The sequence below is a fragment of the Paenibacillus fonticola DSM 21315 genome (assembly GCF_000381905.1).
Classification (GTDB): Bacteria; Bacillota; Bacilli; order Paenibacillales; family Paenibacillaceae; genus Fontibacillus; species Fontibacillus fonticola.
On record NZ_KB907269.1, the window covers coordinates 61799 to 85080 of the forward strand.

Annotated in this window: 25 protein-coding genes and 1 pseudogene; 16 read left to right on the forward strand and 10 right to left on the reverse strand. The window is 50.9% G+C overall.

The annotated features are described in order from the left end of the window. Genes walK through G358_RS0122065 form a run of 4 tightly spaced genes read left to right on the forward strand, consistent with a single transcriptional unit; the run spans position 1 to position 4705 of the window. Positions 1 to 1824, forward strand: a complete 1824-nt coding sequence (walK, locus tag G358_RS0122050) for a cell wall metabolism sensor histidine kinase WalK (protein ID WP_019639433.1) — start codon at positions 1 to 3, stop codon at positions 1822 to 1824. Continuing rightward, the gene (locus G358_RS0122055) at positions 1821 to 3104 is read left to right on the forward strand and encodes a YycH family regulatory protein (protein WP_019639434.1); all 1284 of its coding nucleotides are present in this window, start codon (positions 1821 to 1823) and stop codon (positions 3102 to 3104) included. The genes walK and G358_RS0122055 overlap by 4 nt, the downstream gene beginning before the upstream one ends. Positions 3105 to 3140: 36 nt before the next feature. Then, positions 3141 to 3890 (forward strand): two-component system regulatory protein YycI, encoded by a 750-nt coding sequence (gene yycI / locus G358_RS0122060; RefSeq protein WP_019639435.1) that lies wholly within the window; start codon positions 3141 to 3143, stop codon positions 3888 to 3890. An 8-nt stretch (positions 3891 to 3898) separates the two neighbouring features. Next, positions 3899 to 4705 carry an MBL fold metallo-hydrolase gene (locus G358_RS0122065; protein WP_019639436.1) on the forward strand — a complete coding sequence of 269 codons (807 nt, stop codon included), beginning with the start codon at positions 3899 to 3901 and terminating at the stop codon, positions 4703 to 4705. Here G358_RS0122065 and G358_RS0122070 read toward each other — a convergent pair. Further along, positions 4674 to 4880 (reverse strand): hypothetical protein, encoded by a 207-nt coding sequence (locus tag G358_RS0122070; RefSeq protein ID WP_019639437.1) that lies wholly within the window; start codon positions 4878 to 4880, stop codon positions 4674 to 4676. The genes G358_RS0122065 and G358_RS0122070 overlap by 32 nt on opposite strands. Positions 4881 to 5315: 435 nt before the next feature. Here G358_RS0122070 and G358_RS30655 point away from each other — a divergent pair, with 435 nt between their 5' ends. The 5 genes and pseudogenes from G358_RS30655 (at position 5316) to rlmH (ending at position 10056) form a co-directional block, all read left to right on the forward strand. Continuing rightward, complete coding sequence (locus G358_RS30655; protein ID WP_084662866.1) at positions 5316 to 6641, forward strand: S1C family serine protease; 1326 nt, start codon at positions 5316 to 5318, stop codon at positions 6639 to 6641. Between the two features lie 283 nt (positions 6642 to 6924). Then, positions 6925 to 8277: pseudogene (locus G358_RS31870) on the forward strand (glycerol-3-phosphate dehydrogenase/oxidase); the annotation flags it as partial. Positions 8278 to 8409: 132 nt separating this feature from the next. Further along, positions 8410 to 8877, forward strand: a complete 468-nt coding sequence (locus G358_RS34610; RefSeq protein WP_420836070.1) for a glycerol-3-phosphate dehydrogenase C-terminal domain-containing protein — start codon at positions 8410 to 8412, stop codon at positions 8875 to 8877. A gap of 132 nt (positions 8878 to 9009) precedes the next feature. Further along, the gene (locus G358_RS32570; protein ID WP_019639440.1) at positions 9010 to 9177 is read left to right on the forward strand and encodes a CxxH/CxxC protein; all 168 of its coding nucleotides are present in this window, start codon (positions 9010 to 9012) and stop codon (positions 9175 to 9177) included. A gap of 399 nt (positions 9178 to 9576) precedes the next feature. Then, on the forward strand, positions 9577 to 10056 hold the full coding sequence (gene rlmH, locus G358_RS0122090) for a 23S rRNA (pseudouridine(1915)-N(3))-methyltransferase RlmH (RefSeq protein ID WP_019639441.1): 480 nt from the start codon (positions 9577 to 9579) through the stop codon (positions 10054 to 10056). Between the two features lie 143 nt (positions 10057 to 10199). Here rlmH and pssA read toward each other — a convergent pair whose 3' ends face one another. From pssA to G358_RS0122105, 3 genes are read right to left on the reverse strand one after another with little or no spacing between them, the layout of a single operon-like run. Then, entirely contained in the window at positions 10200 to 10895 is a 696-nt protein-coding gene (gene pssA, locus G358_RS0122095) for a CDP-diacylglycerol--serine O-phosphatidyltransferase (RefSeq protein ID WP_033404315.1), read from the reverse strand. Positions 10896 to 10941: 46 nt separating this feature from the next. Then, the gene (locus tag G358_RS0122100; protein ID WP_019639443.1) at positions 10942 to 12021 is read right to left on the reverse strand and encodes an MBL fold metallo-hydrolase; all 1080 of its coding nucleotides are present in this window, start codon (positions 12019 to 12021) and stop codon (positions 10942 to 10944) included. A gap of 15 nt (positions 12022 to 12036) precedes the next feature. Continuing rightward, positions 12037 to 12732, reverse strand: a complete 696-nt coding sequence (locus tag G358_RS0122105) for an SDR family NAD(P)-dependent oxidoreductase (protein ID WP_019639444.1) — start codon at positions 12730 to 12732, stop codon at positions 12037 to 12039. Positions 12733 to 12849: 117 nt separating this feature from the next. Here G358_RS0122105 and G358_RS0122110 point away from each other — a divergent pair, with 117 nt between their 5' ends. The 3 genes from G358_RS0122110 (at position 12850) to G358_RS0122125 (ending at position 14844) form a co-directional block, all read left to right on the forward strand. After that, entirely contained in the window at positions 12850 to 13473 is a 624-nt protein-coding gene (locus G358_RS0122110; protein ID WP_019639445.1) for a TetR/AcrR family transcriptional regulator, read from the forward strand. Continuing rightward, positions 13473 to 14282 (forward strand): archaetidylserine decarboxylase, encoded by an 810-nt coding sequence (asd, locus tag G358_RS0122115; RefSeq protein ID WP_019639446.1) that lies wholly within the window; start codon positions 13473 to 13475, stop codon positions 14280 to 14282. The genes G358_RS0122110 and asd overlap by 1 nt, the downstream gene beginning before the upstream one ends. Before the next feature lie 325 nt (positions 14283 to 14607). Further along, positions 14608 to 14844, forward strand: a complete 237-nt coding sequence (locus G358_RS0122125) for a DUF6953 family protein (RefSeq protein ID WP_019639448.1) — start codon at positions 14608 to 14610, stop codon at positions 14842 to 14844. 380 nt (positions 14845 to 15224) lie between these two features. Here G358_RS0122125 and G358_RS0122130 read toward each other — a convergent pair whose 3' ends face one another. The 4 genes from G358_RS0122130 to G358_RS0122140 are packed head-to-tail and all read right to left on the reverse strand — an operon-like array spanning position 15225 to position 18341. Then, entirely contained in the window at positions 15225 to 16136 is a 912-nt protein-coding gene (locus G358_RS0122130) for a DMT family transporter (RefSeq protein WP_019639449.1), read from the reverse strand. Beyond that, complete coding sequence (locus G358_RS34710; protein WP_338042723.1) at positions 16076 to 16357, reverse strand: Rid family hydrolase; 282 nt, start codon at positions 16355 to 16357, stop codon at positions 16076 to 16078. Before G358_RS34710 ends, G358_RS0122130 begins: the two co-directional genes overlap by 61 nt. A gap of 46 nt (positions 16358 to 16403) precedes the next feature. Continuing rightward, complete coding sequence (locus G358_RS0122135; RefSeq protein ID WP_019639450.1) at positions 16404 to 17402, reverse strand: alpha/beta hydrolase; 999 nt, start codon at positions 17400 to 17402, stop codon at positions 16404 to 16406. A gap of 42 nt (positions 17403 to 17444) precedes the next feature. Beyond that, entirely contained in the window at positions 17445 to 18341 is an 897-nt protein-coding gene (locus tag G358_RS0122140; RefSeq protein WP_019639451.1) for an MBL fold metallo-hydrolase, read from the reverse strand. Between the two features lie 329 nt (positions 18342 to 18670). Here G358_RS0122140 and G358_RS0122145 point away from each other — a divergent pair, with 329 nt between their 5' ends. Beyond that, positions 18671 to 19216 carry a helix-turn-helix domain-containing protein gene (locus G358_RS0122145; protein ID WP_019639452.1) on the forward strand — a complete coding sequence of 182 codons (546 nt, stop codon included), beginning with the start codon at positions 18671 to 18673 and terminating at the stop codon, positions 19214 to 19216. Positions 19217 to 19527: 311 nt separating this feature from the next. Here G358_RS0122145 and G358_RS0122150 read toward each other — a convergent pair whose 3' ends face one another. Next, positions 19528 to 19998, reverse strand: coding sequence for a MarR family winged helix-turn-helix transcriptional regulator (locus tag G358_RS0122150; protein WP_019639453.1), 471 nt, complete (start codon positions 19996 to 19998; stop codon positions 19528 to 19530). Positions 19999 to 20105: 107 nt separating this feature from the next. On the opposite strand from G358_RS0122150, the gene G358_RS0122155 reads away from it, so the two are divergent. Both G358_RS0122155 and G358_RS0122160 read left to right on the forward strand, forming a co-directional pair. Further along, a complete protein-coding gene (locus G358_RS0122155; RefSeq protein WP_019639454.1) occupies positions 20106 to 21026 on the forward strand; it encodes an alpha/beta hydrolase family protein in 921 nt (306 codons plus the stop codon). A 53-nt stretch (positions 21027 to 21079) separates the two neighbouring features. Then, positions 21080 to 22072 carry an alpha/beta hydrolase family protein gene (locus tag G358_RS0122160; protein WP_019639455.1) on the forward strand — a complete coding sequence of 331 codons (993 nt, stop codon included), beginning with the start codon at positions 21080 to 21082 and terminating at the stop codon, positions 22070 to 22072. Between the two features lie 205 nt (positions 22073 to 22277). Here G358_RS0122160 and G358_RS0122165 read toward each other — a convergent pair whose 3' ends face one another. Further along, entirely contained in the window at positions 22278 to 22817 is a 540-nt protein-coding gene (locus G358_RS0122165; RefSeq protein ID WP_019639456.1) for a hypothetical protein, read from the reverse strand. A gap of 25 nt (positions 22818 to 22842) precedes the next feature. Here G358_RS0122165 and G358_RS34080 point away from each other — a divergent pair, with 25 nt between their 5' ends. Then, positions 22843 to 23046, forward strand: coding sequence for a helix-turn-helix domain-containing protein (locus G358_RS34080; protein WP_019639457.1), 204 nt, complete (start codon positions 22843 to 22845; stop codon positions 23044 to 23046). Positions 23047 to 23282 lie beyond the last annotated feature (236 nt).

The window sequence follows — 23282 nt, forward strand, 5'->3', positions numbered from 1 at the left end:
ATGAATCTGCCCTCCTTCTTCCGTACAATCCAGGCTAAGCTGATCATTATTTATGTGCTCCTGATCCTGATCGCGATGCAATTGATCGGGGTCTATTTCGTGAGCGCCATGAAAACGTCGCTGACCAGCAACTTTACGAAGGAGCTGCAGGAGCGGGCGGCCTTGCTATCGGTGCTGGCTGCGCAAAACTTGGGGGTTACCGGAGAATCGGCAGATGCATCGTTAGACAATTTAAGCGTTCTCGTCAACAATTTATTCAATATTAACGGCGCTGAGATCCAGGTGCTGGATGCGAGCGGCCGGGTTCTGACGACTTCCAAGCCGTCGCATGCTGATTATGTCGGCACGAAGAATACGCAAACGGTCGTCAGCCGCGCATTACAGGGCATACGCGACAATGAAGAGTATATGATCGATGAGGATAACGTACGCAAAAAGGTAGTAGCCAAGCCGGTTGTCAGGGATGGAAAGACGGTTGGCGCCATTTATATCGCGGCGTCGATGACCGAGCTCTACGGCACGATGGAGCGGATCAACAGCATATTTATTTCCGGCTTATTGCTGGCCCTTGCTTTGACTGCTGTGCTGGGCGTTATCCTCGCTCATACGATAACTTCACCGATCAAGGAGCTGACCCGGCGGGCGACGGCGGTGGCGGAAGGGCGGTTCCATCAGAAAATGCCGGTGCTCGGCAACGATGAGATCGGCCAATTGAGCAAAGCGTTCAACTACATGACAAGCCGGCTGCAGGATGCGCTGGCTCAGAACGAGGAAGAGAAGGAGAAGCTGGCCTCTATTCTTACCAATATGAGCGACGGCGTCATCGCCGCGGATGAGAAATATCAGGTCATTCTGATGAACCGCAGGGCGAGCGAGATGCTGCGGATTCAAGAGGAGGCAGTTAGCGGCAAGGATATTATGACGCTGCTGCATTTGCCGCTGGAGGAACGGGCCGTACTGGAGCGGGGAACGATGCACTCGGCTATTCTGGAGATCGATTCTCCGGAAGGGGACATGTTTTTGATTCGCGTGACGTTTACGCCGATTCACCGGCGGGAATTCGGCGTCAGCGGGACGATCGCCGTGCTGCAGGACGTGACGGAGCAGGAGAAGCTGGAGGCGTCACGGAGAGAGTTCGTTGCGAACGTCTCCCACGAATTACGGACGCCGCTAACGACGATCAAGAGCTATACAGAGGCGCTGGAGGACGGCGCGCTGCAGGACCCTGAGCTGGGTCCGCGGTTTGCTTCCGTCATTCAGAATCAGACGGACCGGATGATCCGGCTCGTCACGGATCTGCTTCATTTATCCCGTCTCGATTCGAAGGAGGCTCTGCTGCGCAAGCAGGCGATCGGCGTGCTGGAAATGCTGGAAGAGGTCGTGGATCGTTTCTCCTTCCAAATGCAGGAGAAGGAAGTTCATCCGGTGATCTTTATCGAAGAAGGGGTCGATACCGCCTGGATGGACCGGGATCAAATCGATCAAGTGCTGGACAATTTGATATCCAATGCGATGAAATATACGCCGGAAGGCGGGAAGATTACATTTGAGGCGCGCCGGGTGGATGATGGCATGATTGCCATATCGGTTCAGGATAACGGAATCGGGATTCCGAAACGCGATTTGGAGCGTATTTTTGAGCGGTTTTACCGTGTGGACAAGGCTAGGGCCCGCAATATGGGAGGAACCGGCCTCGGCCTGTCCATTGCCCGGGAAATTGTGAAGGCCCATGGCGGCACGATTACCTTGGAATCGGAGCTGGGGGAAGGCACCAAAATAACCTTTACACTGCCTACACAGGAACAAGGAGGCGAAGGACGGTGAAGGAAACGGTGAAATCTTTCCTGCTTACTTTGCTTGTAGTCTGCAGTCTGGTGCAGAGTTATTTTCTGATTTATCGGCTGCCGGGCAGCGATCCCGTGGTCAAGACGGAGAATGATTATATTAAAACCGAGAACATGGGTGCCGAGATGCGGGCGGAAGATTTAATATACCCCTTGCAAATTTCGGTCCATATGGGTGACAACCGCCATACGGTATTTTACCCGGACTCGATGTTCTATGAGCTCATTTATTCGCGCCTGAAGGGCCGGATGTTTGAAGGATTCCAGCGCTATGCCGTCGATAATATCGATTGGACGGATATTCGCAGCCGGTATACGGGGGTCGAACTGCAATTCGGCAGCGGGGTGCCGGTATCCCTGCTGCAGAAATTGATGCAAATTTCGGCTGATCCGTTATTTGAGGAAGAGAGCATTAACCGGGTGTTTATCTACAGCGCGGAAAATGAAGAGCGGGTGCGCGTGTTCTTTTTCAGCTCGCATGGTGATGTTGTATATGAAGCTACCAAGGCGGATTTGACGGTGCAAGATGTGAAGCAGCAGGTCGATTTCGGCAAGGACTGGACCCCTTATACATTAAAGAACGGTTATTATATTCCAGAGAAGCCTGTAGACATGGTGGAGACTAAGCTTAAGGTAGGGGTATTCTCGACAGAACAAATTCAGGGCTTATTCTTTGACCCGAGTATTACGAGAATTATCCGGGAGAAGGACGGTTCGGAGATCTATACGGATAGTAGACGGAGTCTCCAAGTGAAGCAGGATGGCAACTGGATTAATTATACCGATCCGGCGGCTCCTTCGGCAGGAGAAAACAGCGCGGCTAGCAATGCGCTTTCTTCGATTGATTTCGTAAATCAGCACGGGGGCTGGAATGGCAGCTATCGTCTGGAGCAAGTGGATGGCTCGGAGGATATCAATTCGGTCGTTTTCCGGCAGTATTTCGGGAATGGCCAGTTCGGGGCTTTTCCGATTATGGATTTCACAGCGTTCCGTTATGGGACGATATCGCTTGCGATGCGGCAAGGGACGATTACCGGGTATGAGCGGTCCCTGATTTATGAAAAGACCGGGGAGCTGGACAAGCAGGTCGTTCAGCTTATGGGCGGCAAAGAGCTGAAGGACAAGCTGGAGCAGTTCTCGGAGGCGGACGTTATCAATCTGTATCCGGCCTATCTTCCTTCACTGAGCGAGGACCAGCTGCGGCTGAAGCCGGCGTGGATCGTCGAGCTGAGCAACGGTGCTGTGCATGAGCTAAAATGAGAAGTAAAAGCCAGAAATTAAGGGAGGTCTTGAAATATGGATTGGGGGAGGGCCAAAAATGTGCTCATCTACGCTTTTTTGCTGCTGAACCTGGTACTCGGTTATCAGCTCTGGAACGATCTGAGGGAGCAGGCCGATTCCAATCCGGACCTTACCTCCCTGGAGAGCAACATACAGCAGATCATGGAGACGAAGCGAATTAAGGTGCTGGCGCAAATTCCGAGCGAGTCGCCACAGCTGCGCAAAATTTCCTACCGGTTCGTGGACGGGCAGCAAAGCGACAAGATCATCGATATTCAAGAGCCTGTAGACAGCAGGCTGATCTTCACACCCAAGGAGCTGGCAAATGCACTGCGGGGCAGCCTGCCTGACATTAGCAATTATCGCTATGACGAGTCGGCAGGAAATGAGAATGTGTTCGTACTGCATCCGCTAGTCGAGGGGAAATGGCCGCTTTTTAAAATAAATTTAGAGCTGTATTACAGCAACCAGAAAATTGTATCGTACCGTCAGGATCTGATTGAAATCAATGACTCTTCAGATGAAAAAGAGCAGCAGGTGCTGTCCGCCTCGAAGGCCTTAGGCAACTTGATCGAGAATTTCTTGCCGGAAGGCTCGGTTGTGACTGGAATTGAGCTAGGCTACTACGGACAGGTGTTCGATTCAGACGCTGAACTGCCGGCCTCGCCGGCTTGGCGGTTTTTGCTGGAGAATGGAGAAGAGTATTACGTACAGGGTATTAGCGGGGACGTCATCAGTCCAAACACGAAGGAATCAAAGGAGTAATGGGGAATATGGGCATAAGATTTACGGTACTGTCGAGCGGATCTACCGGGAATGCCACCGTGGTGGACGACGGAGAAGTGACACTGATGATTGACGCGGGGCTTAGTGCCCGCCGGATCGATGAGCTGCTGCTGGAGCGAGGCTTGACCGGGGCAGACTTGACCGGCATCCTTGTGACGCATGAGCACTCAGACCATATTAAAGGGCTGGGCGCGATGGCGCGAAAATATAATCTTCCCATTTATGCGAATGAGAAGACCTGGAGAGCGATGGAGAAGGCGCTCGGCAAAATTGCGGAGGAAAACCGCTGTTTTCTCGGTACAGGAGAAGCCCGCGATTTTGGCTCCTTGCGGGTGCAGTCCTTTGGGATTTCGCATGATGCGGCAGAGCCTGTCGCCTACACTTTCAGTGACGGCAGAGAGAAGCTAAGCGTTTGTACGGATCTCGGGTATGCGAGCGATAAGGTTAAGGAAGCGATCGCCGATTCCGATGTGCTTGTCCTTGAAGCGAATCATGACATTGAGATGCTGCGTATGGGGCGGTATCCATGGAATATTAAGCGGCGCATTCTCGGCGACATGGGCCACTTGTCGAATGAAGCTTCCGGAGAGGTGCTGAGCGAGCTGCTGAACGGGCGGATGAAGCGAACTTATTTGGCCCATCTTAGCCGGGAGCATAATATGCTGGATTTAGCAAAAATGTCGGTTCGCGATGCGATGGAGGATCGCGGCTGCTTTTTCCGGGACAGCGAGTTCCGTCTTTGTGACACTTTCCCGGACAAGCCTACACCGTGGGATAGGGTGGGTGAGCTTTAAAATGATCCAGCTCTGAGGTTTTCTGAAGTATTTCCTCGCGGCTGATCACCCCTTTTTCTATGAGCAGCTCCATCATGGCGCTAAGGGCCAGCAATTGCTGGTAATGATCTTCTTTCAGGTCAGCCAGTTTGGCCAGAATGTTAATTTCATTCATTGGTGATTGATAGGAATCCATAATAACCTCCTCATGTTAAACTCCCGGTATTTCCCTTGGTGGAAAAACCTTCAGGAGTGCGTCATATATGGTAAAATGAATCTATAAATCTATTGCAACGTTACTAGTATAGTCTTGGCTGAGCAGAAATATACCTGGATAAGGATGCAGAATTGCCGGAAAGCCGCAGTTCAGGAATATAGGAATGGAGCCCCATGGAGTGATAGTATAAAGGCGTAAGGTGCAGAATGGTGCAAGTGGGGTAATTCGGAAGTTTTAAGTATCAAATGAGCAACTTCAAGCCGGTCTGTCTCGTCAAGAAGTTGGTGGTCTTGCTGGCATATGGCTTTGCCTGCCGGGAATAAGGTTGAAGTAGAGCTTTACTTCCAGGGGATGAAGAAGGTAGACAGCGGGAGCGAAACCTTGGATGTGAAGTTAAGGAGGGAGAGAGTCCGGATGGGATTGTTTGACGACGATTTTTATTCCACGAAAGTATCACGACGGCATGAACGCAGAACGGAAAGCAACCGCGGTTGGAATAGAAAGAAAAACAGGCCGGGATGGTCAACATTGCAGGTTTCAATAGTCTCATCCGTGCTCAGCGCGATTGTCGCTGTGCTGCTGTTCAGCTTCATAACAGGGCTCCCATCCACGAAAGCCAGACTTGGATCAGACGGTGGTTCATATCTCGTCGGAGATACGGATCCATTCAGCCGCCGGATCAGCACTGCTGCCGCGAAAGTCGGCCCGTCGGTTGTCAGTATTTTGAATCATCATAAACTGTCAGGCGGTGATCCGGAACAGGCGGCGCTGGGATCTGGTGTGATTTTTAAGAAGGAGAAAGGAAAGGCATTTATTATTACGAACGCTCATGTCATTCAAGGGGCCAGCGATCTGGAAATTTTAACGAGCAGTGGGGAGTCCAAACGGGCTAAGGTTGTTGGGCAGGACATCATTAGCGATATTGCTGTGTTGGAAGTCGACGATAAGGGGATTACCTCGGTCATTTCACTCGGAAATTCCGGCAGCCTGCGGCCGGGAGAGGCGGTTCTGGCAGTAGGAAATCCGCTGGGGCTTGGCGGATCGCTTACCTTTGGCATTGTCAGCTACACCAGCCGGGTCATTCCGGTATCGATTAACCAGGATGGCCATTATGACTGGGAGCAGGAAGTTATTCAAATAGATGCGGCAATTAATGACGGCAACAGCGGTGGTGCACTGGTGAATCTCAATGGAGAGCTGATCGGCATCAATACGATGAAAATTGCGGATACAGGGGTTGAGGGCCTTGGGTTTGCTATTCCGGTGAGCGAGGTAATGAAATCGGTCAACGATTTAATGGAGCACGGGAAGGTTGCTCGTCCGTATTTGGGGGTGTACACCCTGGATTTGAACAATCCGTTCTCAGAGCTTAGCGAGGAGGATCACCGGGAATTGATGCTGCCGGCGGACGTGAAGGATGGAGTCATTGTGCTTGAAGCTCACGGGCCGGCGAAGTCGGTGGGACTGAAGCTGAATGACGTCATTGTTAAGCTCGATAAGCAGCCGATTCAGTCAACGCTTGATCTTCGCAAGTATTTGTACGGGCATAAGAAGATAGGAGATGAGCTGGAAGTTAGCTTTTACCGGGATGGTCATCTGCAGCGTGTGAAGGCGAAGCTGTCGGATAAGCCGGCGGAGAGTGAGCTGGAGAATGAGCTGGATAGTGATCTGAACAATGATCTGCATAATGATTTTCATGAATGGGATCGGGATTATGAGGAGTCGGATATTCATCGATAACGAGTGGCAGCGTGCAATAACGATCGATAACGAGTCAATAACGAGTGATAAGTAGCCGATAATGGGTCGTTAGCGGTCGCCGGCGGGTCGGGCCTAGGCTGTTTATAGCATTGTTCTGTACAATTGTAATTATGAAGTGAATGAAGTGGATAAAAGGGGTCGCATTACAGGATAGCCGTTCGTTTGCGGTTGGAAGTAATTGCGGTCCCTTTCTTGCTAAGAGGAGGTATAGATTGTGAAAGCCCCGTTTGCAAGCAAGAAGCGTGAGCAATTTCTTCATGACATGGCACAGACATCGTTAGATCTGTTAGTTGTTGGCGGCGGCATAACGGGTGCAGGGATCGCCCTTGATGCGGCTGCGCGCGGAATAAAGGTTGGACTGATCGATATGCAGGATTTCGCGGCGGGCACGTCCAGCCGTTCGACGAAGCTCGTCCATGGCGGGCTGCGTTATTTGAAGCAGCTTGATATCGGCGTCGTTGCGGAGGTAGGCAAGGAGCGGGCGATTGTGTATGAGAACGGCCCGCATGTGACGACGCCGGAATGGATGCTGCTGCCGATTTATAAAGAGGGTACTTTCGGCAGGTTCAGTACATCGCTCGGGCTCAAAGTGTATGATTTCCTGGCTGGCGTGAAGCAGGGGGAGCGCCGCCGAATGCTGAATGCTGCTCAGACACTGGGGAGGGAGCCGCTGCTGCGCCGCGAAGGGCTGCAGGGCGGCGGATACTATGTGGAATACCGTACGGATGATGCCCGGCTTACGCTGGAGGTGATCAAGGAAGCAGCGGCGCATGGCGCGCTTGCTGTAAACTATGCCCGGCTGGAGAAGTTTATTTATGAGGACGGCAAGGTGGCGGGCGCGGAAATAGCGGATACACTTAGTGACGGTAAGCGCTATGTCGTGAATGCACGGTGCATCGTCAATGCGGCTGGCCCCTGGGTCGATACGCTGCGGCAGCTCGACGGCTCACAGCAGGGCAAGCGGCTGCTGCTGACAAAAGGGATCCACCTCGTGGTGGATCAGAGCCGGTTTCCTTTGTGGCAGGCGGTGTATTTTGATACGCCGGACGGCCGCATGCTGTTTGCCATCCCCCGGGACGGCAAAACTTATGTGGGCACGACGGATACGGAGTATACGGGGGATATGGTGCATCCCCGCATGACGGAGCAGGATCGGGAGTATGTTCTCGATGCTGTGAACGGCATGTTCCCTGAGCTGCGGATTACGACGGAGGATATCGAGTCCAGTTGGGCCGGCATTCGTCCTCTGATTTACGAGGAAGGGAAGGGTCCTTCGGAAATTTCCCGCAGGGATGAGATCTGGCAATCGGAATCCGGCCTGATCACTATAGCCGGTGGGAAGCTGACGGGTTACCGGAAGATGGCGGAGACGGTGGTGGATAGGGTTGCGGCTCAGCTGGAGGCGGAAGCTGGCCACAGCAGAGAGACGGACAGGGGAAGAAGTGCAAGTAGTGAAGGAACTGGAAGTTTCCGCAAGGGAGATTTCCGTAAGGATGCTTCGGGCGGCGGGGTTGAGAGAGATGGCGGAATTGCGCGTTCTGTGGAAGCTGGTGGGAAGTACCCGCCATGCCGAACGAAGGAGCTGCCGATTTCTGGCGGACATGTGGGGGGCGCGGCCTCTTTTCAGAGTTATGTGGAGAGGAAGACCGCGGAGGGAATTGCCCTTGGCTTGCCTCGCGAATTAGCTGAATGGTGGTCGGCTTGCTATGGGTCTAACGTGGATCGGCTGTTTGAGCTGGTGCGGGAGATGGGAAATGAATCGGCTGTAGAGGTTGAGGCTGCAAAGGCAGCAGGAGAATTGCGAGCATTGGGTGACGCTGGAGCGGAAGACACTTCAGAAGTGCCTGAACCGGCGGAGATCAGCAAAGTGGAAGATAGGACTGGAGCAATTGAACAGCCTGTTGCGTCGGGCGTGTCCGATGTGGCTGAGACTAAACTTCCTCTGGAAGTCAGTGTGCCGCTGAGGTATGCGATGGAGCATGAGATGGCCGTCACACTGGAGGATTTTTTTGTCCGCAGGACAGGGGCGCTGCTGTTTGATATCGACTGGGTGAGGAAATGGAAGGGGCCTGCCGCCAAGTATATGGCTTCTTATTTAGGCTGGAGCACGGATGAGCAAGCTCGGTATGCGAGGGAGCTGGAGAGTCGGCTATATGAGGCGGTCGTGCCGGAGGATGGTGTGGATGCTGTGGATGCTGTGGATGCGGACCGTTAGGCGGCGATATTTTGTGGGAAGATGGTTCCTTTTTGGCCGGGAGTGTGGTAGAACTGAAAAGGGTATACTGTGTTTGTCGTGGAACCGAGAGGCGGATCGTGAGACGAGCTAGAGAAAGGATGCTTTCATTTTATGTATGTAGTTTGTAAAGATCATGTGGAATTGGCGATCGATATGTTCGTGGATGAGTTTGAGGAGGCACCGGACATTGTCGATTTGGATCAAACGAAATTTATCGAGTGGGATCCTCCGGTGACCTGCCAGGAATGCGAGCAGCGGGCGAAGTTTTTAATTATTTGACATGCGGCTAACCTGGAAGTGAATTGTAGCCATTTTGGACGGCTAAGCGATGTGCATAGGGTTAGAGTCGATGGCACACACTTTTTGGAGTTATAGATTGAATGTAGAGGGCGGCGTCTTCATCCTTGGGTGTGAAGAGCGGCCTTTTTGCGTAGATGGGTGATGATAGGTAAAATGGGTGGGGAAAGCGGATGTACTTAGGGGATGAAAGTTCAATAGGGATCAAACCAGTGGTAACGACAGTTAGGATGATACAATCAGGATGGCATAGGAGAACTAAGGAAATTACATAAATGATAGATCGAAAGAAGAGCAATGGTGAGAAAAAGAGCCATGGACCGATAAAATTAACTGCCGTTTGCCTTGGGGCAGGCTGGAGCTGGATAGGAGATGCTTGGGATGTTTATTCAAATTGTGGCCGTCGGCAAGTTGAAGGAGAAGTATTTGGTGCAGGGGATCGCGGAGTATGCGAAGCGGCTGACCCCTTATGTGAAATTTCAAGTCGTGGAGGTGCCCGACGAGAAAGCGCCGGAGACGATGAGTGAGGCGGAGGTGCAGGCAGTGAAGGCACGCGAGGGTGAACGCGTGCTGGCCCAGGTGAAGAGCGATGCGCATGTCATCGCTCTGGAAGTAGGCGGCGAGCTGTGGAGCTCGGAGGAGCTCGCCGCCACGTTCGACAGGCTCGGCACGTATGGGACGAGCCATGTCGTGTTTGTCATCGGCGGGAGCCATGGGCTCGCCGATGCAGTGCTTCGCCGCGCGCAGCAGCGGTTGTCGTTTGGGCGCATGACGCTGCCCCATCAGCTCATGCGCCTGGTGCTGGTGGAGCAGATTTATCGCGCGGTGAAGATTAATCGGGGGGAACCGTATCATAAGTGAAGCGAATTCTCTTCTTCCATCACCACACACCGAAGATCATCAGAGACGAAGCCGCTGTTTTCCATCGACTAGATGACATACCAGGAAGCACTCCTGCGGAAAACGCACCATAATGTTTAGAAAATGGCCGCAGCGATTGTTTGTTATTCGCCCTGTCCCCTATTATTGGAAACCAGGCGTACCAGGTAAATCATACTGCCATACGCTGCATACATAAAAAGTGGGGCAAACAAGATTTCATATAATTGCTTCTCGAATAAAAATGCTCCCCCCGCCAGTATCAACATGAGAGTTAGAACAAACCAAATCGTTCTGCGGGAGGGACTAAAATTTGTAACGCTCGGGTAACGAATCGAACTGACCATAAGCAATGCTAGCAGAAGTGAGACGGCGAATAGTACAATGACGGGAACATCATTTTTGAAAAAAGACAGCAAAGCCAGCATCCCGCCCGCAGCGGGAATCGGCAGCCCGACAAAGTATCGCTTCATTCCGTTCTGAACATTGAATCTTGCCAAGCGCAAAGCGCCGCAAACCGGAAATAGTATTGTGATCCCCCAGCCCAACGCTGGACTTAGCTCATGGAATACTGCCTCATATAGAATATATGCTGGTGCCGCACCGAACGTAATGATGTCTGATAACGAGTCTAAAACCTTCCCAAACTCGCTTTGCGCATGCAATTTACGGGCTGCCCATCCATCTGCGCCATCTAGTATGATTGCAACAAAAACGAGAAGCGTAGCCATACCCGCATTGTTGTTAAATGCAAGTATGATCGAAATTAAGCCTAAGCTCAGATTACCAAGAGTAAGAAAGCTCGGTATGAAATTTAAAATAAGTCATTCACCTCTCTCCAATCCGGTATTAGCCGGAATACGTTATTCATTTACTCCACCATTCGTGAATGGGATAGTGGTCTCCACCTAGCGATACAGATTCGCCCATACGAGGAACGGCAATTTTGATCGATCGTTGTTTAGCCGCAATCAAGACACGATGGATGGGGTCGAGCCACCCGTGAGGCGCTAATTGAAAAGCAGCCCAATGAATCGGGATCATGAATTCGCCTCTTAAGTCTATATGGGCTTGCGCCGCTTCTTCCGGAAACATATGAAGGTCCGGCCAACGTTCGTCATATTGCCCGCACTCCACTAGCGTAAGTTGAAAGGGTCCATACTTTTCCCCGATTTGACGAAAGTGAGGGCCATATCCGCTGTCTCCGCTAAAAAACACGCTTCCCGATAAGCCGATGATTGACCATGAACACCACAAAGTTTGATTTTTGTACAAGAAGCTTCGCCCAGACACGTGACGCGCAGGCGTGCAGACGATCTTCAATCCTTCCCACTCTAGTTCCTCCCACCAGTCCAACTGGGTGATCTTGGAGTCAGGGACACCCCAGCGTTCAAGATGGCATGCGACTCCCAGCGGAACAAAAAAATGACCGACCTTATCTTTAAGGTGTTTGATTGAATAATAATCCAGGTGATCATAGTGATCATGGGAAAGAAATACCGCATCAATGGCAGGCATATGTTTGACATCAATCGGCAGGTTATCGTTAAATCGCTTGCTTCCCAGCTTCGGAAAAGGAAATGGAGACCGTCCAAACATCGGGTCGAATAGCAATCGTTGGCCGTCTAAATCCACTAGTGCGCTTGAATGACCGAACCAGATCGCCTGGTTGAGATCAGACGATGGTTTCGTTTTCTCGATATCGGTCAATACAAGCTCAATTGGCGAGGAAGGCCTGCCATGGGCAGGCTTCCCGCGAGCAAAGTCCCAAAGAACAGATAATTGGTTGCGCAAAGACATTCTAGTTATTGTAGGGATAGCATTCACGAACTTGTTATTTTTGTAATTAACGGAATTGTTTATGCGTGTTTTCGTTCTTCTGTCTGGCTTTCTTCCGAACGCCGGGTTAAAGAGCATCAGGAGCATTGCCGCGATAAAGCTACTCACAACATAGTCCCCTCCTTACCAAGGAACGACTCCATTCCGATCCATAAAAGTACCCGTAGGTCCATTGCCGTCAAGAGTCGCAAGCTTCACAATCACATCTGTACCCTCACTGACGGTTTGGTAGCCGCGATGCCCATTGAGGTCGGTTGCTGTCGGGCCGGGATCCGCGGCATTTATACGGAATTCGGGCAAGGCTTTGGCATATTGCACAGTCAGCATTGTTACTGCGGCTTTGGATGACGAGTAAATCAAATCGTTTATTTGCGATTCAATCTTTTCAGGATTCGTCACGCGGGTAAAGGAACCTAACCCACTGCTGACATTGACGATAACAGGCGTTGCCGATTTGTGCAGAAGAGGAAGAAAAGCTTGTGTCACACGAACAATACCGAAGACATTGGTGTCATAAACGGTGCGGAAGTCTTCTGCAGCCACATCATTAGCGCCCAGAAGTCCGCTTGTTATTCCCGCATTATTGATAAGTACATCCAAAAGCCCTTCATTTTGATTAATCTCGGCAGCTGCTTCGTGTATAGATGCAAGATCGGTCACATCAAGCCGTACAAACTTTGCGCCAAGCTTATCAGCCGAGTCTTTCCCACGTTCTTTATCGCGAGCACCAATGTACACATTGTGACCCTGTGCGATCAATCGCCGTGCAGTTTCGAAGCCCAGCCCTTTGTTTCCACCTGTAATTAATGTAACTGTCAATTCAAACAACTCCTCGTCATTAATGTGATATACCTATCACATAATAACACGACTAATGTGATATGTCTATCACATTAGCCTTTGTTGTGATATAATTACGAAAAAAGGGGTGCACACATGCAGAATAACAAACGAAATTATCATCATGGAAACTTAAAAGAAACGCTAATACGAACCTCGATGGAAATGATTTCAGAACATGGGATTCAAGGCTTTTCCGTGGCCAAGGTAGCGAAAAATGCGGGAGTTGCAATTAGCGCTCCTTATCGTCATTTCCCTAATCGAGAAAGCTTGCTTGCGGAAACCGGGATCGTTTTTCTAACGGAACTCACATCGAGAATGAAGTCTGCAGCAACCGAAGCGGGTAATGATCCAATTGAGCGTGTGGCTTCTGTTGCCGGCGCCTATGTGCAGTATGCACTTGAACATAATGTCAGTTTTCAATTATTTTCCGCAGCCAGAGAATCTCAGCTGACCACATTCCATGAACGAAGCCGCGAGATGATCAATTTTCTTTTTACGTTAACGCAGGAAGCTGTTCCTGAAGCAACATGGGATGAATTGCTCGAGCTTATGGAAGCACTGCTTGCTCTCGTTCAGGGATACGCAGATATGTTCCATCAAGGGCATTTTTCTCAGTTAAATTTGACAAAGAATCAGATAGCAAGACGTTCAGCTATCGCCGCCAAACTGCTTATCAACGGGTGGAATCAATGCAGAAAGGATGTTGAGCAAACGTAATGATGAAATGGCTGATGCGATCCATGACTGAGCTCGGTTCGCGCAAATGGATTTCTCGTTTGACGGGCAGGCTGGCGCAGTCTTCGGTGAGTCGGGTGTTTATACGTTCGTTTGCCCGAATCTACCGAATCCAGGTTCATGAAGCGGAGAAGCCGATCAGCGAATATCGTTCTCTGAACGAATTTTTTACGCGACGCCTTAAGCCCGGAGCGCGCCTTATCGATAACGATCCCGCTACGCTCGTCTGTCCCGTAGACGCGCTGATTACGGGGGCAGGCCCGGTGAAATCAGGCACGATATTCAACATTAAGGGACAGGACTACGCAATCGAAGAGTTGCTGGGATGTTCTCCCCGGGCAGCTAAATATGCCGAGGGCTTCTATCTTGTTCTTTACTTGAGTCCGACTGATTATCACCGAATTCACGTCCCTGTAGACGGCACGATCGTCGAGCGTGTTCACATCCAAGGCAAGGTCTACCCGGTGAACGAGTTTGGTCTTCGACATATGAAAATGGTGCTGAGCCGCAATGAGCGGCTGACGACCTATATTCGTTACTCCGACGGCGAGATCGCGGTCATTAAGGTAGGCGCTATGAACGTCAGTAGTATCAAGTACGTAGATCCGTTGGCTAAGGATGTCAAGAAAGGCCAGGAATTGGCTTATTTCGAATTCGGCTCCACCGTGGTGCTTCTCACAGAGAGTCATACGTTTACTCTTCGCAAGGATTTGAATCCGGGCATGAAGGTTCACATGGGCGAGTCGCTTGGCACGTTGCGCCTTTCCAATATCATAAAAGGAAGAGGATGATGTGAACATAGCCGAACGGATGTTGGCCATCGCCATAGCGATCCTTACGGACTCGTTTTTTCCCAGGAAGATAATGAGTAGGAACACATCGAAAGGTTTGATGTGGAATGTACTTTGACGACGGATGGCGAACCGAATGATTTGACTTTGAGTGTGGAGTGGCTATAGTTGTGACAGCAGAATTGACGGTTATCCTTATTTTGTTCAGAATGACTACATAGGTTTTGATGTGTAAATGACTTTCTGTTATTGCAACTGGATATAGAGGATGAATGCAGTCACACTCCCAGCAATGGGCAATAAGCAAGTAGAAAGGAGGATCCCTATGGAAGTAACCGCACAAGAAGTGGCTGAATGGATGGTCAAGGAAATCAGGTCTACGGGAACGCTATACCAGACCGATGCGATTGAATATGTGAAGACCCACTTCGGCGAACAATTCATATTTGTGAATGAGAATGGAAATACATCGCTGTCTAAAGAGGTGAAGAAGGCATTCCGCAAACTCCACGGCGGCAGAATTGCTTGGGACCGCGACGGATTCTTTTGGGCTTGGACCTAAGGAGGCATTGGCCGAAGTAGACCGGAGCTGCTGCATGCTTACTATCGCATGTCGCTTGTTACAACGCTACGTGATCGTGCAGGATCTTGATGGCAACTTAATCAATCTTTTCGCTTAGTAGGGATGCCAACATAAGATTTACTAATTCAGGACACCCAAGCGGATGCCTTGAATATCGCCTTTTGAGTAATATGCTGAGCCTTATCATAAATAAAGGATAAATTTTTTCTCAAGCAGAGGCTGCCAAGGGAGTTATCAATATACTCTCTGAACGCTACCCTAAATTTGCAGTGCTGTCTTTTCCATTATACAAGCCAAAGGGAGCCATGATATAAAGGGCTCCCTTTGGCTTGTCGTAAGTCCATTACTGTGTAGGCTTATTACCTCTCGGTAGGGGATAATTTCAGTTTATCGTCTTGTGTTTTCCTTGTTCTCTGTCCCTGCACAGTGGCTAGAACTACGCCGGAAATGATGAGAACAGATCCTGCCACTTGCGTTAAGGAAATCGGGGTGCCGAGCGTGATATAGCCTAAAATCATGGCGACAAACGGTTGTAAATTCAGAAACAGGGAGGCTTTAGCCGCCCCTACCTTGCGGATCTGCGCATTCCAGATAACCGCGCATAAGCCCTGAATAAGCAGCGCCGATCCGACCAAGAGAACCCACCACCAGAATTGAGGTTGTACCTGTACGCGAGGCTCACTCCAGACCGCCACCGGATATACCGAGATGCAGCCTAGCACGGTGGTATACACCGTTGCGACAAACGCATCCATACGTTCCGTCAGCTTTTTCATGAGGATCATAGATCCCGACAATGCCAGCATACAGATAAACATGATCCAGACGCCTTCGGTAATGGCTGTGCCCATGCTTCCGCCAGTTCCAACTACGAAGAAGACACCGGCGAGGGCGACAATTGAGCCTGCAGCCATGCGTATCGTTAACGGCTCTTTCAAAAATAAGCGGGCAAACAGCGCCGTAAAAATTGGAGCTAACGATAAGATGAGCGAAGCCGTGGTTGCGTCCGTTGTCCGGAGACCCGTAAAGAAAGAAACTTGGTGAAGCAGCATCCCGATTAGAACGAAGGGGACCAAATAAACGGAGTCGCGGAACGTAATCTTCGTTAAGCCACGGGTTACAACCAAATAAATAAGCAGGAACGCCGATGAAACCATAAGCCGGTATGCTGACAGATGCAAGGCAGGAAATGCTTCCAGCAGCAGCGAGCCTAAGACGAAGTTGCTCCCGTAAAGGGCTGCGCAGAACAAGAGAAGCAAATAAGTTCGCAAGCAGATGCGCCTTCTTTCAAATTTCCTTCAGCATCAATCGGAAGCATGCCCGACGTATAGACGGCATTTCCTAAAGCGATGGCCTGCGAATAAGGGCTGATAGCTGCGGGTGCTTTTGTTGTTGTAATAGCGGTATGGCTCATCGTATTTAATTCCTCTCCGTCTCTTTTGATAAATGGGTGAAGAAAAAGGCCCGAGGCGACAATGCCCGGGCCTCTCATTAGGCAAGCAATATAATCTTAAAGATCCGCTCGTGCAGTGGCAGCTTTACTTCGCCGGCGCGTATGCTTCATCCAAGAAACCGCGGATGGCTTGAAAAGCCTGAAGTCTGTTTTTCTCCAGTAATACCATGTGCGTCCCTTCACCGATTTCCACCCAGCGGCGATAAGCGGCCCCTGTCAAGGAAGTGAAGAAATTCTGGGCCAATTCAAGAGGGACATCGATATCCCACTCGGCATGGACAAGAAGGACAGGAACCGTGATATCCTTAGGATCATAGAAAGCTTTGCCAGCCGTCCAGTATTCGCGGATATCCAGAATAGGGCCGTTGGTCGCCCGGATATGCTCAGGATGATCGGTTAAGCTCCCCGGATCCGAAGCAAGAGTGGCTTTGACCCATTGTTCAAACCAACCGTCCGGAATCAGATCACCGCGTTTATGTTCTGGCGCCGCGCTGAGCCAGCGTTCCTTCGTGCTGCCGACAGCAACAAGGCGATATGAACCGAGTGGGCCTCCGGTATCGATCGGAACCGGTTTGGAGCTTAGCCATTGCGGTGCAACAAGCGTAAGCTTGTTTACTATCTCGTTGTTTTGGCTGGTATAAGCTCCCGCGACCGTTCCCCCCCAAGACATTCCCAGTATGTTGACCTTCGTTAAATTCCGGCGTTTCAGAACGTAGTCCACGGCTGTACCCAAGTCCCGGACCCCTGTCTCCGTGCGGACAAGCGGCGGATTAAGGTCGGCAGGCTGCTCCATCTCAGGCGGTCTTGTCGAGCCGCCGTAGCCGCGAACGTCCACGGCGTATACGTCATAGCCATGGCCGGCAAGGTAGTCCAGAAAAGTGAAGCCGTCCAGCTCCACATCGTACAGACTGCCAATTGAATAGGTAGCGCCATGAACCATCACGATTGTTTTTTCGTTTGAGAAGGTATTCATGGAAGCGGGACGTTTATTTCGTATATAAAGCTCGATTCCGGGCGTATCGCTCGGGATACGCAGGTCTTCGGTCACGATATGGTTATCTTTAAGAAAATCACGGGTTGTCATAAGCTCAGCACCTTTCGTATTGGATTTTGTTGTCAGGTTGTATTAAATAAAGTTCCACTTATACTTGCCCTCGCTGCGAGTCACGTACCCCGCCGCGCTTCCGGGGAAATGCGTACTGAAATAAATGACTGGGAGATCCGCTATGAGCTCTAGCACCCTAAGCCGTGTAATACGCGCTTGATCGGTAAATTCGCAGTACATGGAATTCCATTCCGGATTATAGACCTGAAACGGATGGTGCATCACATCGGCGCCGAATAAAGCTTCTTCCCCGCCAGATTTGAGACGGATGGACATTTGGCCGATGCTGTGGCCGGGTGTCGGAATGAATGTGAATATATCAAGAAATTCTCCGCCCTCAGGGCCAATGGTCTGCGTTAATCCGGCTTCAACAACAGGCAATACGCTTTCTTCGTAAACGTTAAAATTTGCTTCGTTTGCTTTGTTGTGGCTGGCCTCGCTGGAGTAATATTGCTGTTCTACGAGGGGAAATATGTATTTGGCATTGGGGAAGGTCGGTACCCATTTTCCGTCCACAAGCTTTGTATTCCAGCCGACATGGTCCACATGCAGATGCGTCAGCAGAACGTAGTCCACTTCCTCCGGTGTAACCCCTGCCTCCTTCAGCCGCTGAAGATAGGGGAGCTGGAGATTGGCGAGATCGGGATTTAAAGGCAGGTTTTTATCGTTTCCTGTAGCCGTATCGATAAGGATCGTATGCTTCGGAGTTTTCACCACCCACGTTCCAATGCTGACGATAAGCTTAGAATTGCCATCGATCAGGCCGGCCGGAAGAGAGTTCCGATTCTCCTCCAGGAACAGGGGGTTCCACGATCCCGGAAAATATACTTCTGGCGGAATACCGTCCAGCATCATCTCCGTGATACGCGTCACGGTAACATCACCGACTCGATAGACCTTGGGAATTTTAGCAGTCATTCTTTTAACTCCTTTCGTCCTTCTAACTTATCTCTTTGATCCGGATAACAAGGAGGCCATTGAATCAATGTGATTCGTTTCTCATTATCCATGAGAATTTCGCTGTAAATGAAAATGATTCTGTTGAAACGAACGATCGCTAAGAAACCCGGGTAAGATTCGTTCACCAACCTTGATTAAATGGTAGCCCAATAATGGCGCTAACTCAACGTTTTTACACCGTAATTTCGCTCTAGTGAAAGGGCTTGATATTGCTCATGTTTACGCCTATTATAAATATACAAATTTCGCCGATAGCGAAATCATATCGAAATTTAGGAGGTTTGCACATGAATTCGATCGGCGAAGCCATTCGAAGCACGCGAAAAAAACAGAAATTAACGCTTAAGAAGGTAGCTCAAGCAGCCTCTGTATCCTTATCTTTTCTCAGTGAAATTGAACGCGATAAGGCGAATCCGTCCATCAGTGTTCTGAAGCGCGTAGCAAATGCATTAAACGTGAATTTTACCGATTTGTTCGGCGAGGAGAAACGAAGCATTGTCGTTAGAAAAAACGAACGCAAACCTTTGGTACATTCCGAAGGTTCCCGTATTACCTGGTACGCGCTCAGCCAAGGAAGCAACAACCGAATGGGACCGATATGGGGAGTGTTGGAAGAAGGAGCGGCTTATGGCGACATCGGCGTCGGCCATAGCGATGGCGAGGAATTTCTTTTTGTCCACTCCGGGCGTTTGGAGTTTATGCTGGGCAATGAACGTTACACGCTCGAAGAAGGGGACAGCATCTATTATGATGCCAGAATCCCCCATAGTTATAAGAATATCTGGGATGGCGAAACGCTGCTAATAGCGGTTGCTACCCCGCCTACTTTTTGACGGAACGGAATTGGAGGTACATCCGTACGAACCGCTGTTGACCATTTATGAAGAACAGCGGAAAGGAACTCCTTTAGCATTTTTCGCCGATAGCCCCGTTAAGCTGAACCGTATCATAAGTAGGGCGAAGTTTTTCGGAGATACCCGAGTTCTTGGAAAGGCACTTTCCCAGACATGAGTTTGGGATGGATCTTACTCAGAGGAAAAGGGGGGTAAACGGGCTGCTGCTTGCTGAAGCAAAGGCCTCCTCCGTTTTTGGCGGAAGGGGCCGGTTCAATTGACGTTCAACATATTGGTTTCAAAAAACGTGGTCACGGCGTCGAGGCACTACTAGACGCTGAAGACCTTTTTTTTGTTCTTTCCGCCAGCCTCGTAATCGACTCAATGTCTAGATCAGTTAACTGATCTAGGAAATGTTTGCGTATGGCCATGGAGACAATTGGCCGGGCATCATCTAATGCTGACTTTCCAATGGGAGTGATGATGACCTGAACACCGCGATCGGTGTCTAATGGTTTCCTCATCACCAGCTTGCGTTTCTCCATCCGCGTCAGATGATGTGACAATCGGCTCTTATCCCAGTCCATGGATTCCGCCAGCTCCTGTTGGCGAAGGCTGCCGTCCCCCAGAAGGTCTAACCGGTCCAGTACTCCATAATCGCCCTCTGATAGTCCGGTGTGATCGGACATCTCTTTGATTACGCGACCGAAGATGCTGTGAAAGGAGCCTTTCCACTTATACCATAATTGAATTTCTTCTTCGTTCAGTTCGCTCTTATTCATGTAATCATCATAGCATGGTTGACGCATCAACCGCAACGTGCTACAGTTATCGAAGGTTGATACGTCAACTAACTAATACTGAGAAGTCTAAGAAAGGAACATCTATTATGCAAATGAACGTAAGTACGTCTACTCCAGTTATTTCGTTTAAGCCGGTAGTACTATCGGCCCCAAGCCGTGGCGAGGATTTGCAAGTGCGAGTATCAGCGCCAGCGACGGGTAGCCAATTGCCTATTATTATTTTCTCGCAAGGCTTTGGTTGGTCGATGGACAGCTATGCTCCGTTAGTCGACTACTGGGCTGCTCACGGCTTCGTGGTCATTCAACCCACCCATCTCGACTCGAGGACGCTGAATCTTCCCCCTGACGATCCCCGTACACCACTGATCTGGCGTTTCCGCGTCGAAGACCTAAAGCTCATCCTTGACCAACTTGATCTTATTGAAGCTTCCGTTCCAGGCCTCAGCGGACGTCTCGACCGAAGCAGTATTGCCGCAGCCGGACACTCCTGGGGAGGCCAAACGGTGAGCATTCTGCTCGGCGCGCGAGTCCTCGATGCCAATGGCGAACCGGGAGAGGACATGTCCGACTCGCGGATCAAGGCGGGCGTATTGCTTTCCACGACAGGCCTTGGTGGAGCTGACCTGACTCCGTTCGCGGCAGAGCACTTCCCATTCATGCACCCGAGCTTCTCTGAGATGAGGACGCCGACTCTTGTGGTCGCGGGGGATCATGACCAATCCCACCTGTCCACTCGGGGGCCTGACTGGTTCACGGACCCCTACTTCCTGAGCCCGGGCAGCAAGAGCCTACTCACCCTCTTCGGGGCAGAACATATACTTGGCGGAATCTCCGGGTACAACGTCGCGGAGACGACGGACGAGAACCCCGAACGAGTTGCGTTGCTCCGGCAGCTCACATGGTCGTACCTACGCGATGCGCTCGACCTCGACAATTCCAGTTGGTTGGAAGCCCGCAAAGCTCTGGAAGAGAGTACCAATCCGTTAGGTCGAATTGAATCCAAATAAGAGTAATTGATCTCTCAAAGAAGGGACCATCCTAAAAAAGGAGAGTGTTACTAATGCAGGCTAATCCAAAGGGAGAGCATTCCATGAGCAAGCCGTTCACTGAAACTGCCGGTATTCCTGTCAACGATCCCACCCCTGTTATAGCCTTCAGCCCCGTGGTGCTGTCGGTCCCGGGTCGGATTGTGAATTTGCAGATCAAGGTCTCCGCGCCCTCGACGGGAAGCGACCTGCCCGTGATTCTTCTGTCGCACGGCCATGGGCCTTCGAACTTCGTGTCATCCCTACACGGCTACGGGCCCCTCGCAAACTTCTGGGCAGCCCACGGCTTCGTCGTTATCCAGCCCACTCACTTAGACTCGAAGGCGCTGGGTCTGCGTGAATCGGATAACCCAGAGGCACCGTTGTTTTGGCGGTCCCGAGCCGAGGACATGCGCTACATTCTCGATCACCTCGACCAGATCGAGGCTGCTGTTCCGGGGCTCGGCGGGCGCCTAAACCGGAGCCGGATCGCCGCAGTCGGGCATTCAATGGGCGGGCATACGGTAGGCATGCTGTGTGGTCAGGGGGTTACAGATCCGGTCGACGGGACGGAAGTGAATCTAGCCGACCCTCGGATCAAGGTGGGTGTACTGTTGGCTGCGCCAGGCAAAGGTGAGGACCTCGCCGCGTTCGCAACCGAGCACTACCCGATCTTGAGGACAACTAGCTTCGCCACAATGACAACGCCAGCCCTCGTCATCGTGGGTGATAACGACTGGAGCCCAGCGTTCTCCGATCGCAAGGATTGGCACTCTGATGCGTACTTCCTGAGCCCTGGCCCCAAATGCCTGCTGACGCTGTTCGGAGCAGAGCATGGGCTAGGTGGGGTGGCCGCGTACGACGCGAAGGAAACGACAGACGAAAACCCCGAGCGCGTGGCTACGCTGCGAGCGCTCGTCTGGTCCTATCTCCGTACCGCGCTCTACCCTGAAGACCCCGCCTGGCCCGCAGCGTTTGCCGCGTTGATGGATACGCCTAATCCGGTGGGTATTATCGAATGTAAATGAAGCTCTTAGAAGCCATACGACACTATTATACAAGAGCAAAAAACACAACTGCTCATTGGGCAGACTGGTCTTACCCCCACCTCATCACGCTTGGTTGCGTCATTCCCGATTTAGGATAAGAACTTGCATTGATTGCCTAAGTGGGAATTGGCATTAAGCTAACTAGGAACGATTGCGCAATATAATGACAAGCCGATTGTCCATATTAAATGAGGATGGTTAACTTATTCTTCAATGTTGGGGCTTTTCCGGACAAAGGAAAAGCCCCTTCCGACTGTTGCTCAGCGGAAGGGGCAACGCTTAAAAAATGCTTCTCGGTCTCCTCGTTGAAAGCTAGCTCGACGCTGTCGACTCGCTTCCTGATGTCCAGCGTGATCTTCTTTACGATCAGGTGCATCAGGGTCTTACGCTGCGGGAACGGAGAGCGATGGAGCAGGGTGTCGAACCGGCCCACCAAGGAACGTACGAGCTCGTAGGAGACGGGCTCGGCCTGATCGTCGCGGAGTTCCAGTTCCAGCTTCGACCGGCGGGTAAGCTCGGTGTCGAGCTCCCTGTTCAGGTCGTTCAGGCGTTCCGCGAACAGGTCGCGATCGATCTCGTCCATCTCGTACAGCCCGAGGTACTTGCGTTTCTTTTCTTCCAGCTTGTCGATGCGGGCTTGGACTGCTGCTAGCTCGTCGCGAAGCGGCTTGATGCGTCCCAAGTATTCTGAATTGTCATTACGTTTTTTATTGGAATTAAGCAAACGCCTGCGAGATCAGGATGAATTGGTGGAAAAATTGGTTTTTAGGGATCTGCGTGGCAAAGTGCTTTACTTTCTCAACCGACTATCTAAAAAGTTCGGCATAGAAGAAAACGGATACCGAAAAATCGATATTCCCCTGACTCATCAAGAATTGGCCAATATGATCGGTGCCACAAGAGAAGCGGTATCGCTTACCTTACAGGACTATCCAATGAAGGTATTCTCGTGACCAGCCGCAGGATGATCATGATTCATATTGAAAAGGCGATGAAAGAACTGGCTTGATTTCATGACCCGTATGAATTTTTCTTCAACTGTTGTCGGTGGATTTGGTAGCAACTTCTTGAAATCGATCCATCCTCCTCTTTAGAGATGCCACGCTTACGATTCTCCGCGGTGAACCGTATCATAAGTAAGGCGGAGCTCTTAGACAAAACAGAGAGAGGCGAAAGGTCGGCCATGTGA